Origin of the sequence: Arthrobacter globiformis, from assembly GCF_003261175.1 — a bacterium.
Lineage (GTDB): Bacteria > Actinomycetota > Actinomycetes > Actinomycetales > Micrococcaceae > Arthrobacter > Arthrobacter globiformis_A.
The window spans coordinates 13956-29536 of sequence record NZ_QLNP01000063.1 but is presented as its reverse complement, the minus strand read 5'-3'; the positions used below and the strand labels follow the sequence as shown (position 1 = coordinate 29536).

Sequence of the window (15581 nt, the reverse complement as noted above, 5' to 3'; positions counted from 1 at the left end):
ACCACGTTAGGAAATCAAATGGCAACAGAGACAGTTGCAAAACCCAAAACCAGTGCGCGGGTGCACGTCCAGAGGTTCGGGACGTTCCTGTCCGGCATGATCATGCCCAACATCGGTGCGTTCATCGCCTGGGGCATCATCACCGCCCTGTTCATCGAAAAGGGATGGATCCCGGTACCGCAGCTCGGCGGCTTTGGCACGAATGCCGAAGGAGTTCCGAACACTGGCCTCGTGGGTCCCATGATCACCTACCTGCTGCCTCTCCTGATCGCCTACACCGGCGGCAAGATGGTCTATGACGTCCGTGGCGGCGTCGTCGGTGCCATCGGCACCATGGGCGTGATCGTCGGCGCCGGCATCCCGATGTTCATCGGCGCCATGATCATGGGCCCCCTCGGCGGCTGGACCATGAAAAAGATCGACGCCATTTGGGATGGCAAGATCCGCCCCGGCTTCGAGATGCTGGTGAACAACTTCTCCGCAGGCATCTGGGGCGCACTGCTCGCCATGCTGGGCTTCTACGGCATCTCCCCCCTGGTCCAGGCGTTCAGCACGGCCGCCGGCAACGTGGTCCAGTTCCTCGTGAACAACGGACTGCTGCCCCTGACCAGCATCTTCATCGAACCGGCCAAGGTTCTGTTCCTCAACAACGCCATCAACCACGGGGTACTGACCCCGCTGGGCATCCAGCAGTCGCTGGACCAGGGCAAGTCCATCCTGTTCCTGTTGGAGGCGAACCCCGGCCCGGGCCTGGGCATCCTGCTCGCCTACATGTTCTTCGGCCGTGGCGCCGCCAAGGCCTCTGCTCCCGGCGCGGCCCTCATCCACTTCTTCGGCGGCATCCACGAGATCTACTTCCCGTACGTCCTCATGCGCCCGCTGCTGATCCTGGCGGCGATCGCCGGCGGCATGACTGGCATCGCTACCCTGGCTGTTACCAACTCCGGCCTCGTGGCCCCGGCGGCCCCGGGATCCATCATCGCCGTCATCGCCCAGACGTCCCGCGACAGCTACCTCGGCGTGATCCTCTCCGTGCTCCTTGCCGCCACCGTTTCCTTCCTCGTGGCCTCGCTGATCCTGCGCACAACCCGTCACAGCGACGAGGCTGACCTCGGAGACGCCACCGCGAAGATGGAAGCCATGAAGGGCAAGAAGAGCTCGGTTTCCTCCGTGCTGACCGGCGCGGGCACCGGTGGCGGTGTGGGTGTTCTGACCGGTCCCATCAGCAACATCGTGTTCGCGTGCGATGCCGGCATGGGCTCCAGCGCCATGGGTGCCTCCGTGCTGCGCAACAAGATCAAGGCGGCCGGGTTCCCGGACGTGAAGGTCACCAATGCGTCCATCGCCAACCTCAGCGACACCTACGACGTGGTGGTCACGCACCAAGACCTGACCGAGCGTGCCAAGCCGGCCACGGCCAGCGCCGTCCACGTCTCCGTGGACAACTTCATGAACAGCCCGCGCTATGAAGAGATCGTGGAAATGGTCCAGCGCAGCAATGCCGAAGGCGCCGAGGCCCCCGCCGAAGCCGGTACCAGTGCCGGCGCAGCCGCCGCCGGGGCTTCCGCAACTGCCGGAACTGACGCTGCCTCCGAAACTGTCGCGGCGCCGTCGGACATCCTGGTGCCGGAGAGCGTGGTCCTGAACGGCACCGCCTCCACCCGGGATGACGCGATCGACGAGGCGGGCCAGCTGCTGCTGGCGCGCGGGGCGGTGGACGAGGACTACATCCGCGCGATGCACGAGCGCGAGGAGTCCGTCTCCACGTACATGGGCAGCTTCCTGGCCATCCCGCACGGCACCAATGCCGCCAAGGACCACATCCGGAAGTCGGCCGTCGCGGTAATCCGCTACCCCGAGGGGATCGACTGGAACGGCAAGCAGGTCAAGTTCGTGGTGGGCGTGGCCGGTGTCAACAACGAGCACCTGCACATCCTGTCCTCGATCGCCAAGGTCTTCACGAACAAGGCGCAGGTGGCGCAGCTTGAGGCGGCCACATCCGTGGACGAAGTCCTGGAACTGTTCGGAAAGGTCAACGCATAGTGAAGGCTGTACATTTTGGGGCCGGCAACATCGGCCGGGGGTTTGTTGGCCTACTGCTGCACGAGGCCGGGTATGAGGTGGTGTTCGCCGACGTTGCGGATGCCCTGATCTCCGAGCTCGCCGGAGCGGACAGCTACAGCGTGCACGAGGTGGGGGAGCACCCCGCCGTGCGCACGGTGGACAACTTCCGGGCCGTGAACTCCGGCACCCAGGAGGCGCAGCTCATCGAGGAAATCGCGACGGCGGACATCGTCACCACAGCGGTGGGCCCGCACATCCTGAAGTTCGTGGCCCCCGCGATCGCCAAGGGAATCGCCGCCCGGGCCGCAGGGCTGCCGCCGCTGCAGGTGATGGCGTGTGAGAACGCCATCAACGCGACGGACATCCTGCGCGAGTCGATCGTCTCGTCCTGGGACGAGGCCGCCGGATCCTTGGCGGACTCGGCGGTGTTCGCCAACACAGCCGTGGACCGCATCGTGCCCAACCAGGAACCCGGGCAGGGCCTGGACGTCACGGTGGAGACGTTCTACGAATGGGTCATCGACCGCACGCCGTTCGGGGGTGCCGCCCCGGTGATACCGGGTGCCACCTTCGTGGACGAGCTGGGGCCCTACATCGAGCGCAAGCTGTTCACGGTGAACACGGGCCACGCCTCCGCGGCCTACTTCGGTTTTGAAGCCGGGCTGGAGAAGATCTCCGACGCCATGGCGGACGAGGACGTTGCCGCGGACGTGCGCGCCGTGCTGGACGAGACCAAGCAGCTCCTCGTGTCCAAACACGGCTTCAGCTACGACGAGCAGGAAGCCTACGTCCAGAAGATCCTGGGCCGCTTCACCAACCCGCACCTGCCGGACACCGTGAACCGCGTGGGGCGCGCGCCGCTGCGCAAGCTCAGCCGGCACGAGCGGTTCATCGGCCCGGCGGCGGAACTGGCCGAACGCGGGATCGTCCCGGAGGCCCTGCTCGGGGCCATCGCTGCTGCACTGCGCTTCAACGACCCCGCCGACACCGAGGCCGTTGAGCTTGGCCAGATCCTGGCCTCGTCCGAACCGGCCGCGGCCACGGAGCGCATCACCGGACTGGGGCAGGACCACCCGCTCTTCGCGGCGGTATGCGGCCTCGTCGAGGAACGCAAAGCGGAGGATGTCGCCGCCCCGGCCTAGCTGGCACAACCGTTAAACGCCCGACGCCGGAACCCAAGGTGAGTTCCGGCGTCGGGCGTTTAACAGGCACCATTCGGACGCTCTCTCAGCTCCTGCGGCTTTTCTCCCGACGCGCCCTCAGCTCCTGCGGCTTTTCTCCCGACGCGCCCTCAGCTCCTGTCGCCTTTGGTGCGACCCTTCCTCACCTGAGACCGGTTCGGGGGAATCCTGCTGACGCCAAGTGAGGAAGGGTTGCCCGGAAACCTGCAGGACGTGAGGAAGGGTTTGAAGAAAGCCTGCAGGATCTGATGCAGCGTGTGCCTTGGGTTAGCTTGCCGGCAGGCTCACGGCAGCAGCCTGCACGGCTTCGCGCAGCGGCGTGGTGGGCCGGCCAATCAGGGCGCTGAGGTCTCCGCTGGTGACAAGGAGATCGCCCCGGGCGATGCCGAGGTCGCTGTCAGCCAGGATGGCCGCGTAGGGCTCCGGCAGTCCGGCGTCCACGAGGACCTCGGTGTACTTCTCCGCGGGCAGGTCCTTGTACTCCACGGGCTTGCCCGACGCCGCGCTGACCTCCCCGGCCAGCTCGCTAAGGGTGAAGGCATCGTCGCCGCCCAGCTCGTAGACCTTGCCGGCCTGGTCATCCTGGAGCAGCACTGCTGCTGCCGCCGCAGCGTAGTCGGCCCGGGCCGCGGCGCTGACGCGGCCGTCGCCGGCGCTGCCGAGAACGGCGCCGTGCTGGACCTGGACCGGGAGCTGGCCGGTGTAGTTCTCCAGGTACCAGCCGTTGCGGAGCAGGACGAACGGCACGCCGGAGTCCCGGAGGATCTCTTCAGTGGCGATGTGCTCGGCGGCCAGCTTCATGGCGGTGGTGTCAGCGTTGGCGACGCTGGTGTAGGCGATCAGCCCGACGCCGGCCTCCTTGGCCGCCTGGATGGCGTTCCGGTGCTGCTCGACGCGCTGGCCAACCTCGCTGCCTGAAACCAGCAGGACCTTGTCCGCGCCTGCGAACGCCTGCCGAAGGGACTCCGGCTGGCTGTAGTCGATGGTGCGGACCTGGACGCCGCGCTGGCCGAGGTCGGCGATCCTGTCCACGGTTCGGCCTGCGGCCACGATCTGCTCCGCGGGGAGGCCGCTTTCAAGCAGTGCTTCGACGACAAGACGGCCGAGCTGTCCGGTGGCTCCGGTGATGACGATGGTCATGATTGGTCCTTTCTGAGGTGACTGTCAGTGATGCCAACCCGGTTCATTCGGGAATGCTTCCCAAAAGAGAGTACGCACTTTAAGGTAAGGTACTGTCATGAAGGTAAGTACCCCAGTTATGGTCCCCGCGTTCCCCTTCGCCGACGGGATCTTTCCCGCGGGCTGCCCCAGCCGGACCGTGCTGGACCACGTCACGAGCAAGTGGGGCGTGCTGCTCCTGGTGGCGCTGTCCGAAGGGCCCCAGCGCTGGAGCGAACTACGCCGCCGTGCCCAAGGCATCAGCGAGAAGATGCTCGCCCAGACGCTGAAGACCCTCGAAGCCGACGGGTTCGTCCGCCGCGACGCCCAGCCGGTAATCCCGCCCCGGGTGGACTACAGCCTGACCGGCCGCGGGGAGGAACTGGCCGCCCTGCTGCTGCCACTGGTCGCGTGGGTGGCCGAGCATGCCGAGGCGATCGTGAACCGTCCCCAGTCCTAACCAACAGTCTTAAGCAGAAAACGCCCACGTTCCCAAGACAAAGTAGGGAACGTGGGCGTCTTCCGTTTTCATGCCGGAGGAGCCAAGAGCCGGTCAGACCTTGACGGACCCCTTCGGAACAAACAGGGTCTCAGCCTGTTCCAGCGACATGCCGTTCGTCTCCGGCACCTTGTACATGACGAAGAAGAATGAAGCCGCCGCGAAGAGCGCGTACATGGCGTACGTCAGCGGCAGCGAGCCTGCGGCCATCACGGGGAAGCTCAGCGTGATGGCGAAGTTGGCGATCCACTGGGCGGCTGCGGCAAGGCCCAGGGCGCGGGCGCGGATGCGGGCCGGGAAGATCTCGCCCAGCAACACCCACACCAGCGGTCCCCAGGATGCGCCGAAGCTGATTACGAACACGTTCGCGGCCACGAGGGCAACGGGACCCCAGGCGCCGGGCAGCGTGATGTCGGAGCCCGTGCCTGTGGCCGAGGCGAAGGCCAGGGCCATGGCGCCGAGGGAAACGGCCATGCCGATGGAGCCGGCCAGCAGAATGGGGCGGCGCCCGATCCTGTCCACGAGGGCGATGGCCACGAGCGTGACCAGGATGTTGGTGATGGACGTGGCCACCGAGATGGTCAGCGAGTCCTTTTCCTGGAACCCTACGGCCTTCCAGAGCGTGGTGGAGTAGTAGAAGATCACGTTGATGCCCACAAACTGCTGCAGGACGGACAGCGTGATGCCGATCCAGACCACGGCCTGCAGGCCGAACGCCTTGCCGCGCAGCGAGCCCTTCCTGCCCGCGAGCTGGTCCTCCTCGATAGCCTCACGGATTTCCCGCAGGTGACGGTCGGTGTCTTCATCCGGGGCAATGGAGTCGAAGACCTTCCGGGCCAGGTCCTCCTTGCCCTGGACCACCAGGAAGCGCGGGGACTCGGGGAGCGTGTAGGCGACCACCCCGTAGAGCACGGCCGGAACAGCGGCGGCCAGGAACATCCAGCGCCAGGCCTCGATGCCCAGCCAGAATGCCTGGTGCGCACCTCCTGCAGACGTGGCGAACAGGGCGTCGGACAGCAGGGCGGCGAAGATACCCGTGGTGATGGCCAGCTGCTGCAGCGACGCCAGCCGGCCGCGGACGTGCCGGGGCGAAATTTCGGAGATGTACGCCGGGGCAATCACCGAGGCCAGGCCGATGCCCAGCCCGCCCACCAGGCGCCAGAAGATGAGGTCCCAGACGCTGAAGCAGAAGCCGGTGCCGATGGCGCTGATGAGGAACAGCAGTGCCCCCAGCTTCATGGCGGGGATGCGGCCGTAGCGGTCCGCCACCTTGCCGGCCATGTACGCGCCGGCCGCGCAGCCCAGCAGTGCCACGGCCACGGCGAAGCCGGTGACGGCCTCGCCGAGCGCGAATTCATCCTTCATGGCGTCCACGGCGCCGTTGACCACGGACGAGTCAAAGCCGAACAGGAAGCCGCCCACGGCGCCGGCAAGCGCCAGCCAGATCACCCGCTTGGGGATCTTGGCGGTTGTCTGCTTGTCGGTGGACATGGTTCTCCCTTGGTTCGGGGGTGGTGGATGCGGTGCAAACGTCGTCGGCTGCGGAAAACCGGCCCTGTCGGCCGGCGCACACGCGCCTAACAGTGTGCCACGCCACCGGGCGCTGATCCACTCCGGGACGGATGACGACGACGGAGGGAGGTCCCGCCGTCGTCGTCCGTTTGGTGCCGCATCCGGGAACCGGTGGCTGGCGGCGCGCCACGCGGCGCGGTCTTTTGGCCGCCCTGGGCCGCGAAGGGCGCGGGATTCCGGGAAAACAGAACGGCAGGCAGCCCGAAAGGCTGCCTGCCGTGACGAGCAGGTGTGGCTAGTGCGCCGGAACGGACTCTGCTCCTGCTCCCTGAGCAACTGCCTTCGGATCCGTGAGCTTCTTCTTCGGCAGCGCGAAGCTGATGAGGAAGGCAATGCCGGTGAGGACGGCAGCGGTGAGCATGACGGTGTCTATCGACTGGGCAAAGCCCTCGGTGATGGGCCGGGTAAGCACCGGGTTCGCGGTGTGCAGCCAGCTGGTGTCGTTGAGCGAATCGTTGCTGGCGCCGTTCTTGAAAAAGTCATAGAGCTTGGCGTTCGCGGGATCGGCGGCGACGGCCGGGTCCGTCAGGACCTTGAGGTAGTCGGCGTTCTGCGCGGCGTCCTTCATGCCGTTGGCGATCTTGTCCGCGGCCAGGCTGAAGAGCATGGAGATGAACACGGCCGTTCCTACGGCGCCGCCCATGGAACGGAAGAACGCGGCGGTGGAGGTGCCAACGCCCATGTCCTTCGAGGGCACCGAGACCTGCATCGCGAGGGTGAGCGGCTGCATGCAGAAGCCCAGGCCCAGGCCGAAGAAGACCGCGATCAGGCCGGGGACCCAGAGGTCGGTGTCGGCGCCGAGGGACAGCCCCATGACGATGGCGGCGGTGGTCAGGATGGCGGTGCCGAGGATCGGGAAGATCCGGAAGGTGCCCGACGACGAGATGGTGCGTCCGGCGGTGATGGAGCCGGTCAGGATTCCGATGGTGAAGGTGATCATCATCAGGCCGGCCTCGGTGGGCGTGAGGCCCTTGACCAGCTGCAGGTACATTGGCAGCATCGCGATGGCTCCGAACATGCCGATGCCGATGATGAAGTTCAGCAGCGAGGACAGCCCGAAGGTGACGTTGCGGAAGAGCCGCAAGGGGATGAGCGCGTAATCGCCGGCGCGGCGCTCGGCCAGCAGGAACGCAACGATGCCGAGGACGCCCAGGCCGTAGCAGATGAAGGAGTTGGCCGAGGTCCAGCCCCAGCTGCGGCCCTGTTCGGCGACGAGCAGCAGCGGCACGATCGCCAGGGTGATCGCTGCGGCGCCCCAGTAGTCGATCTTCTGCTTGACGTGCTTGGCGGGCAGGTGCAGGTAGAGGAACACCACGGCCAGCGCGGCCAGGCCGATGGGCAGGTTGATGAAGAACACCCAGCGCCAGCCGTCGAAGCCGAGGATGCTCTCGGACCCGGCGAAGGCGCCGCCCACCACGGGGCCGAGGACCGAGGAGATGCCGAACACGGACATGAAGTAGCCCTGGAACTTGGCGCGGTCCTTGAGCGGGACGATGTCGCCGATGATGGTCAGCGCCAGAGCCAGGAGGCCGCCGGCGCCCATGCCCTGGATGCCGCGGGCGATGGCCAGTTCGGTCATCGAGTGCACGGAGCCGGCATACAGCGAGCCGGCCAGGAAGATGATGATCGCCGCGAGGTAGAGGGGGCGGCGGCCAAAGATGTCGCTGAGCTTGCCGTACAGCGGGGTGGTGACCGTGGAGGTGATCAGGTATGCCGTGGTGGCCCACGCCTGGAGGGACAGCCCGTCGAGGTCGTTGGCGATGGTGTAGATGGAGGTGGACACGATGGTCTGGTCCAGCGAGGACAGGAACATGCCGAGCATCAGCCCCACCATGACGGTGATGGTCTGCCGCTGCGTCAGGGCCTCTCCGGGCGCGGGTCCTGCGGTGGTTTTGGACATGGCTGCTCCAGGGTCAAGAGAAAGGGGGATCGCATTTTGATAGTTGCTTTCAGTAACTATGTTACTTGCTGCTTTGTTCCCCTGAGCAACGGAAATTCCCTCGGACTGCTCCGGGGCGGTTGGCTCCGCCGGTCAGGGCCCGCCGAGAGGTGAGATCTCGACGCTTAGATCGCGCCTAAACGCCGAGATCTCACTTCTCGCGGCGCGTCTCAGCGCTCGATGAGGATTCCGTCCGGATCGCACCAGATCGTGGCGCCGGTTCGGATGGTCACGCCGTCGATCACCAGGTCCACGTCAGTCTCTCCCGCTCCCGCCTTGGCACTCTTGCGCGGATTGCTGCCCAGGGCTTTGACTCCGAGTGGCAGTTCCGCGATGGCCTCACGGTCGCGGATGGCGCCGTTAATAACGACGCCGGCCCAGCCGTTCGCCACGGCGCTCGCCGCGATCAGGTCCCCCATCAGCGCGGTCCGCAGGGAACCGGCGCCGTCGACGACGAGCACGGCACCATTTCCGGGTGTGGCGAGGACGGACTTGACGAGGGCGTTGTCCTCGAAGCATCGCACGGTCCGGACGGGGCCGCTGAAATGCGAGTGGCTGCCCAGGGACTGGAACTGCAGGGAGATGGAGTCCAGCTCGTCGCCGCGCTCATCGTAGAGATCGGCGGTGTTGACGGCGGCATTGGCAGGCGAAGCGGTCATTGGTTCTCCTCGGGCGGTCTGTTGGCACCGGTCTAAAGCAACGCGGGGTCACTTAGCGCCCAATGCGGTGCCCGGATTGGGCCGTAAATGACCCCGCGTTGCTGTTGATGCCCACGATAGTCTGATTCCATCATCACGATGTTCCAGGGGGAGACCGCCATGAGCCTGTCCGACATACCCGGTGCGGTACCCGACCCCGGACTGACGGGTACGCGGTCATCCGCCGAGCTCGCTGAACCGACGGAGCGGGTCAGGTCCCTCTGGGTCACGGGCGTGGTGCTGGTCAACCTCGGCATCAACGCGGCGTTTTTCGGCCCGATTCAGGTGCTCCTCGCGCAGCAGGCGGAGCATTTTGACCCCGGGCAGAAGGAAGCCATCCTCGCGCTGGTGACAGGTGCCGGGGCAGCGGTATCGCTGGTGGCCAACCCGCTCTTCGGCGCCTTCAGCGACCGCACGGCGTCCCGGTTCGGCCGGCGCGTGCCGTGGGTGCTGGCCGGCGCCGTCCTTGGTGCAGTTGGGTTGGTGGGGTTGGCGGGGGCGCCGAACGTGGCGGTGATGACGCTGCTCTGGTGCCTGGTGCAAGCCGGCTGCAACGGCGCCTACGCCGCGATCACCGCCGCCGTCCCCGACCGAGTTCCCGTCCCGCAGCGCGCTACGGTTGGCGGCTTGGCGGCGATGGGGCAGACGGCCGGAATCCTGGTCGGCGCGGTGATTGCCGCCGTCGTCAGCGGAAACTTTGTGCTCGGCTATATCGTCTGCGCTGTGGCCCTCGTGGCGGGTGTCGTGATGTACCTGGTCAAGAGCGACGACGCCCCGCTTCCGGCCGGGGCTGGCCAGCCACTGGCCTGGGGCGGCTTCCTGCTTGGGTTCATCCGGCCCTTGGGGCACCCCGACTTCGCCTGGGCCTGGATAACCAGGCTGCTGGTCAACATCGGCAACCACATGGTGACCCTGTACCTGCTGTTCTTCCTCGCGGACGCAGTGCACCTGAAGGAAACCACAGGCCTCGAACCCGAGTTCGGCGTGCTGGTGCTGACTGGGCTTTATGCCGTGTTCGTGATCATCACCAGCGTGATCGGCGGCAGGCTCAGCGACAGGACGGGCAAGCGCAAGCCGCTGGTGATCGCATCCTCCGTGATCATCGCGCTGGCATCACTGATCCTGGCCTTCGCCCCGACCTGGGTAGGCGGCATCGTGGGTGCGAGCGTGCTGGGGATCGGGTTCGGCGCCTACCTCGCCGTGGACTTCGCGCTCATCACCCAGGTGCTCCCCAACGCTGCCGACAGGGGCAAGGACCTCGGCGTCATCAACGTCGCCAACTCCCTGCCACAGGTCATCGCGCCGGCACTTGCGTGGCCGTTCGTCACCCTGTGGGGCGGCTACGTATCCCTTTACATAGCCGCCGCCGTCATCGGCCTGCTGGGCGCCGTCTTCGTGGTCAAGATCAAGGGTGTGGCCTAGCGTCGGGACATGTCCGGCTCCCGGGGAGCCCGGAAGCCTGTGCCGTATAGTGGAGCGCGAATCGTGGCAGGACACGGAATGGGGCTCTCCCTGACTGCACCAGGAATCTCAACCTTCGGACTGATGATGCTTGACGCTATGCCTGATCTTCCGCCCATGGCTGACCCGCCCTCCCTTCCCCGGCAGCAGCGCCGCCATAACCGGATTTTGGAGGCGGCCGCCGGTTTCGCACGGAAGGGCCTCCAGTCCGTGACCCTGTCTGAGGTTGCCGACCAGGCCAACGTCCCCCTCGGCACCCTGTACCGCTACTTTCCCTCCGCAACGCACCTGATGTTGGCCCTCTACCGGCACCAGCTCGGTGAGCTCAAGACGGGGGCCGGGCCTGGCGCCGTCCGCATCCATGCGCTCTCCGGTGTGGCCATGGAAATCTTCCACATGCGCGTCATGCAGCCCGCCGTCGAACAGTGCCTCAGCCAGGGTGTTTACCTCAAGGACCGCGACACCACCGGCCTGCTGCGGGAGATCGATTCCCTGGCTGAACGCGCCGTTACCGCCGTATGTGGCGACCCTGCCGTCGCCCGGGTCCTACTGCCGACCATCACCGGTCTAGTCCAGTCAGTGCGCTGCCGGAGATTGTCTCTGTTTGAGGCCGACGAAGACCTGAAAAGGGCGTGCGCGCTGCTGATGCCGACCTCCCGTTTGGCCCGGAATACTGCGTAACCGGTCTAGACCGGTAGGTCATAAAGGCTGCGGAAAGCGGTGAAATGAGCCACAAATCAGCTTTAAAACCGTTCCGTTCGGTCCGGCAGGCCAGAAATGGCAAAAGATGGGCCTTTGTCCTGTCTAACATGGCAGTAGCGGAGTGGCCAGCACCCACCAGCTCCACTGGCTTTCTGACGGGACCCGCCACCTTTGGGCCGTCAGCGGAAGCGCGTATCTGACCATCTTGAGCCTCGATTGCTTGAGCCATACTGTGCCGTGCGCCCACGGCTAGCTACAGGAGACAACGACGTGTCCACTGAAACTATCGCTACGAATGACACCAGCGCAGCCACAGAGCTGACTGACCAGGAGATCTTCGCTGCCCACGAGGGCGGCAAGCTTTCCATCGCCAGCACCGTTCCCCTCAGCAACAAGCGGGACCTTTCCATCGCCTACACGCCGGGCGTCGCCCAGGTCAGCCGTGCCATCCACGCTGACCCGGAACTCGCCAAGAGCCACACCTGGGCCCAGCGCCTCGTGGCCGTCGTCAGCGACGGCACGGCCGTCCTCGGCCTGGGAAACATCGGCCCCAGCGCCTCGCTGCCCGTCATGGAAGGCAAGTCGGCCCTCTTCAAGGCCTTCGGCGAGCTGGACTCCATCCCGCTGGTCCTCAACACCACCGATGTGGACGAGATCGTGGAAACCCTCGTCCGCCTGCGCCCCAGCTTCGGTGCCGTCAACCTCGAGGACATCGCCGCTCCCCGCTGTTTCGAGCTGGAGGAAAAGCTCATCGAAGCACTGGACTGCCCCGTCATGCACGATGACCAGCACGGCACCGCCGTCGTAGTCCTCGCCGCGCTGACCGGCGCTGCCAAGGTCACCGGCCGCGGGCTCGAGGAACTCCGCGTAGTGATCTCCGGTGCCGGCGCCGCGGGCATCGCCATCGCCGAAATCCTGCTCACCGCGGGCATCGAGGACGTGGTGCTGCTGGATTCCCGCGGCGTGATCAATTCCGAGCGGGCCGACATCGCCGCCGACCCCGACAGCAAGAAGGCCCAGATGGCGCAGCGCAGCAACCCGCGCGGCATTTCGGGCGGACCCGGGGAAGCCCTGCTGGGCGCTGACGTCTTCGTCGGCGTTTCCTCCTCCAAGCTGGACGAGGAGCACCTGAAGCTGATGAACCACAGCTCCATCGTGTTCGCACTGTCCAACCCGGACCCCGAAGTCCTGCCCGAGGTCGCTTCCAAGTACGCCGCAGTGGTGGCGACCGGCCGCAGCGACTTCCCCAACCAGATCAACAACGTCCTGGCGTTCCCCGGCATCTTCCGCGGCGCTCTGGACGCCGGTGCGCGCCGCATCACGCCTGCGATGAAGGTTGCCGCGGCCCGCGCCATCGCCGAACTGGCCGATGACGAGCTGTCGGCGTCCTACATTGTGCCCAGCCCGCTGGACCCGCGCGTTGCGCCGGCCGTCACGGCCGCTGTTGCCGCGGCGGTCGAAGCGGACGCAGTCTGACACCAGAAGCTGACTGAAAAGGGCTGACTGAAGCCCGACGGCGGTGCCTCCCGTGCTGGGGAGGCGCCGCCGTCGTCGTTCCCGGCAAAGTCCGCGCTCCGCCGACCAAGCCAGGCCTGCCCCGCCCTAGACTGGGGACATGAACGCCCAAACCCTTGTGACCGTCCTGTGCGGCCTGGCCATCCTGGTTGGCGTCGCCGGCACCGTCATCCCTGTCCTGCCCGGCAGTTTCCTGATCGGCCTGAGCCTGCTGGCATGGGCAATCTGGGGCGGCGAGGGCGTGACGGGCTGGGTGGTTTTCGCCGTGGGAATGGTGTTTGTGCTGGCAGGCATGGCGGCCAGCGCCGTCCTCGCCGGCCGCAAACTGAAGGAGCACCGGATTCCCAACCGGAGCGTCGCCGTCGGGGTTGTGCTGGGCATTGCCGGCATGTTTGTCATTCCCGTGGTGGGCCTGTTCGTGGGCTTTGCCGCCGGGCTACTGCTCAGCGAAGTCCTGCGCACGCGCAATTTCCAGGCCGCCCTGACTTCCAGCTGGGCCGCCCTGAAGGCCACGGGCCTGGGAATGCTCGCCGAGTTCGGCCTGGCCTGCCTCGCGGCCAGCACCTGGGTGGTGGGCGTCTGGGTGGGTGCCGCTTCGGCTTAGATCCGTCGCGCTATTAGCATGGTGGAATGAGCGCGGGGGAGTTTCCAGGACCGATCTACCGCGACACGCGCGACCTCACACCCTTCGGCGGCGGCAAGGTCCGCACCCCGGTGCGCGAAATAGCCGAGGGCATGGGCGGGCTGATCCACGGTGTCCTCGGGGGAGGGGACTCCCGGATCAGCGTGGACGGCAGCGTCCCGCGGCTCAAGCTGCTGCCCGGCAAAGCGGCCAGGACCGTGTACGACGCCATCTTCTCCAGCACGGACCCCAACCGGCTCATCGCCGCCGGCCGCGCCTATCCCGGCTGGGCAGGGCTGTGCTGCGTGATGGCCGGTCTGCTCGCCTACAAGCAGGGCGGTTACCTGCGGGCCGCGGAGCTCCTGCAGCGCGGGCTTTCCATCAGGAACGACGACGAGGCGAACCAGTTCGCCGCCAGTTACCTCACGCACGTGGTCACACGGGTGGAAGTCGCCGAACGCGTCGTGGTGCCGGTGCTGTTTAGTGAGGAGTCGGTTTTCCTTGCGCTCTCCCATTCGCTCCGGGAAACGGGACAGACCGAGGCGGCCCTTGAAACGCTGGTCAGGCTGCCGCCGTCCTTGCCCACCGCGCTGGCGAGGTGCGCCCTCGCGGCAGCCTTGGGCCGGGACCAGGAGGTGGTGGTCTGGACCGAGGGCCTGATGAATGCGGACGACCTGTCGGCGGCGCTGCTTCTGATCCGGGCCCGTTCGCTCCGCCGGCTAGGCGCCCACAGTCAGGCCCAGCAGGCACTCAAGGAAGTCCTGCGGCGGCAGAAGACCAGCCTGTCCCTCCGCAACGACGCCCTGACCGACCGCGCCCTGATACTGCTGGACAACGGGCGGAAGTCCCTCAACCCGCGGGATTGGCAGCGAAGCAAGCAGGCGGAGCTCGAAACCTTCGAGGTCATCCGCAAGGACATCGCAGCGCGCCGGGCGTGGGAACAGAAGTGGAAGCAGTTCGGAGGGGACTGAGGCTTGCTCCTGTGGGCGGCAGGCTCTTGTGGGCAGTGCGGGGCCGCGATACAACGGACCCATGACTGACGCAATCAGGCAGTGGATGGACAAGTACGTAGCAGCATGGACCACGAACGACCCCGAAGACATCGGGGCCCTGTTCACCGAGGATGCCGTGTACGCCACGCGGCCCTACGACCCCGACCCGTGGCGCGGCCGCGAACAGATCGTGGAGCGCTGGATCGGGTCGGCGGACCAGCCTGAGGACTGGACGTTCGAATGGTCGCTGCTGGGGTCCGACGGCGACCTCGCGTTCGTGCAGGGCCGCACGTCGTACCTTGATGACCGCCCGAACTACGAAAACCTGTGGGTGATCCGGCTCGATGCCCACGGGCGGGCCTCGGGCTTCACCGAGTGGTTTATGGAGCAGAAGGTCTGAGCCTGCCGCCGGGTCGGATTCCGGGCGGCCCGGATCCTACGCGGAGCTGCCTCTGTACGAATCTGCTCTTATACGAATCTGCCCAGGGCAGGCAGCAGCTGCTCCGAGAGCAGCGCGGCGCCCAGGAGCACCATGATGACGCCGCTGGTCAGCGTCACGCGGCGGGCCGCATTAGGCCGGGACTGCAGCAGTTTCCGCGACAGCAGGGCCACGCAGGTGTACACCAGGGCCGCGAGCAGCACGAACGTCAGGCCCAGCAGTCCGGACTGTACCGGCACGGGCAGCGGAGCGTCGGCGCTGACGAACTGCGGCACGAGGGCGAGGAAGAACAGCAGGCCCTTGGGATTGATGCCGCTGGTCCCCATGCCCTGGAGGAAGGACCGGAGCTGATTCTGCCCCGGATTCCCGACGGCGGCACCTGCCGTGAAGCTCGCACCGCGCCATGACCTGATGGTGACAGTCCCCAGCCACAGCAGGTAGACGGCACCGGCCACCGTGATCCAGCCCAGCAGACCCGGCATACTGGCCAGGACTGCGGCCAGGCCGGCGACCATCAGCAGGGTGTGCAGTACGTAACCGCTGCACAGCCCCGCCACGGCAGGCACGAAACTGCGGCGGCCCAAGCCCGCAGTGATGGAGTAGGCCCAGTCCACCCCCGGGGTACAGGCGAGGGCGGCTGCGACCACGATAAAGGCGAGGAAAAGCTGGGGATTCATGGCGGGCTCCTGCGTGTTGGGCTGTAAGGAAAGCCTAGGCAAAACGCAGCCAGAAGTGCTCG

At 66.5% G+C, this 15581-nt stretch carries 14 protein-coding genes; 9 read left to right on the top strand and 5 right to left on the bottom strand.

Annotated elements, in window-relative coordinates:
- Window positions 1-18 precede the first annotated feature (18 nt).
- The gene (locus DBZ45_RS06085; RefSeq protein ID WP_111903045.1) at window positions 19-2043 is read left to right on the top strand and encodes a PTS mannitol transporter subunit IICBA; all 2025 of its coding nucleotides are present in this window, start codon (window positions 19-21) and stop codon (window positions 2041-2043) included.
- The gene (locus tag DBZ45_RS06080) at window positions 2043-3206 is read left to right on the top strand and encodes a mannitol-1-phosphate 5-dehydrogenase (RefSeq protein WP_111903044.1); all 1164 of its coding nucleotides are present in this window, start codon (window positions 2043-2045) and stop codon (window positions 3204-3206) included. The genes DBZ45_RS06085 and DBZ45_RS06080 overlap by 1 nt, the downstream gene beginning before the upstream one ends.
- Before the next feature lie 306 nt (window positions 3207-3512).
- On the opposite strand, the gene DBZ45_RS06075 is transcribed toward DBZ45_RS06080, so the two are convergent.
- Complete coding sequence (locus DBZ45_RS06075) at window positions 3513-4385, bottom strand: SDR family oxidoreductase (RefSeq protein WP_111903043.1); 873 nt, start codon at window positions 4383-4385, stop codon at window positions 3513-3515.
- 97 nt (window positions 4386-4482) lie between these two features.
- Between DBZ45_RS06075 and DBZ45_RS06070 the strand changes: the two genes are divergently transcribed.
- The gene (locus DBZ45_RS06070; protein ID WP_111903042.1) at window positions 4483-4863 is read left to right on the top strand and encodes a winged helix-turn-helix transcriptional regulator; all 381 of its coding nucleotides are present in this window, start codon (window positions 4483-4485) and stop codon (window positions 4861-4863) included.
- 93 nt (window positions 4864-4956) lie between these two features.
- Here the strand turns inward: DBZ45_RS06070 and DBZ45_RS06065 are convergent, their stop codons facing one another.
- From DBZ45_RS06065 to rraA, 3 genes are all read right to left on the bottom strand, one after another.
- A complete protein-coding gene (locus DBZ45_RS06065; RefSeq protein ID WP_111903041.1) occupies window positions 4957-6393 on the bottom strand; it encodes a sugar porter family MFS transporter in 1437 nt (478 codons plus the stop codon).
- A gap of 316 nt (window positions 6394-6709) precedes the next feature.
- A complete protein-coding gene (locus DBZ45_RS06060) occupies window positions 6710-8374 on the bottom strand; it encodes an MDR family MFS transporter (protein ID WP_111903040.1) in 1665 nt (554 codons plus the stop codon).
- A gap of 209 nt (window positions 8375-8583) precedes the next feature.
- Window positions 8584-9072: a ribonuclease E activity regulator RraA gene (gene rraA / locus DBZ45_RS06055; protein ID WP_111903039.1), complete on the bottom strand. Its 489-nt coding sequence runs from the start codon at window positions 9070-9072 to the stop codon at window positions 8584-8586.
- 159 nt (window positions 9073-9231) lie between these two features.
- On the opposite strand from rraA, the gene DBZ45_RS06050 reads away from it, so the two are divergent.
- The 6 genes from DBZ45_RS06050 (at window position 9232) to DBZ45_RS06025 (ending at window position 14803) form a co-directional block, all read left to right on the top strand.
- The gene (locus DBZ45_RS06050) at window positions 9232-10533 is read left to right on the top strand and encodes an MFS transporter (RefSeq protein ID WP_111903188.1); all 1302 of its coding nucleotides are present in this window, start codon (window positions 9232-9234) and stop codon (window positions 10531-10533) included.
- 156 nt (window positions 10534-10689) lie between these two features.
- Window positions 10690-11253, top strand: a complete 564-nt coding sequence (locus DBZ45_RS06045) for a TetR/AcrR family transcriptional regulator (protein ID WP_223256954.1) — start codon at window positions 10690-10692, stop codon at window positions 11251-11253.
- A 291-nt stretch (window positions 11254-11544) separates the two neighbouring features.
- Window positions 11545-12750, top strand: a complete 1206-nt coding sequence (locus DBZ45_RS06040) for an NAD(P)-dependent malic enzyme (RefSeq protein ID WP_111903038.1) — start codon at window positions 11545-11547, stop codon at window positions 12748-12750.
- A 139-nt stretch (window positions 12751-12889) separates the two neighbouring features.
- Window positions 12890-13393 (top strand): DUF456 domain-containing protein, encoded by a 504-nt coding sequence (locus DBZ45_RS06035; protein WP_111903037.1) that lies wholly within the window; start codon window positions 12890-12892, stop codon window positions 13391-13393.
- Between the two features lie 26 nt (window positions 13394-13419).
- The gene (locus tag DBZ45_RS06030; RefSeq protein WP_111903036.1) at window positions 13420-14382 is read left to right on the top strand and encodes a hypothetical protein; all 963 of its coding nucleotides are present in this window, start codon (window positions 13420-13422) and stop codon (window positions 14380-14382) included.
- 61 nt (window positions 14383-14443) lie between these two features.
- Window positions 14444-14803 (top strand): YybH family protein, encoded by a 360-nt coding sequence (locus tag DBZ45_RS06025; protein ID WP_111903035.1) that lies wholly within the window; start codon window positions 14444-14446, stop codon window positions 14801-14803.
- 68 nt (window positions 14804-14871) lie between these two features.
- Here the strand turns inward: DBZ45_RS06025 and DBZ45_RS06020 are convergent, their stop codons facing one another.
- Window positions 14872-15519, bottom strand: coding sequence for a LysE family translocator (locus DBZ45_RS06020; protein WP_111903034.1), 648 nt, complete (start codon window positions 15517-15519; stop codon window positions 14872-14874).
- Window positions 15520-15581: the final 62 nt, after the last annotated feature.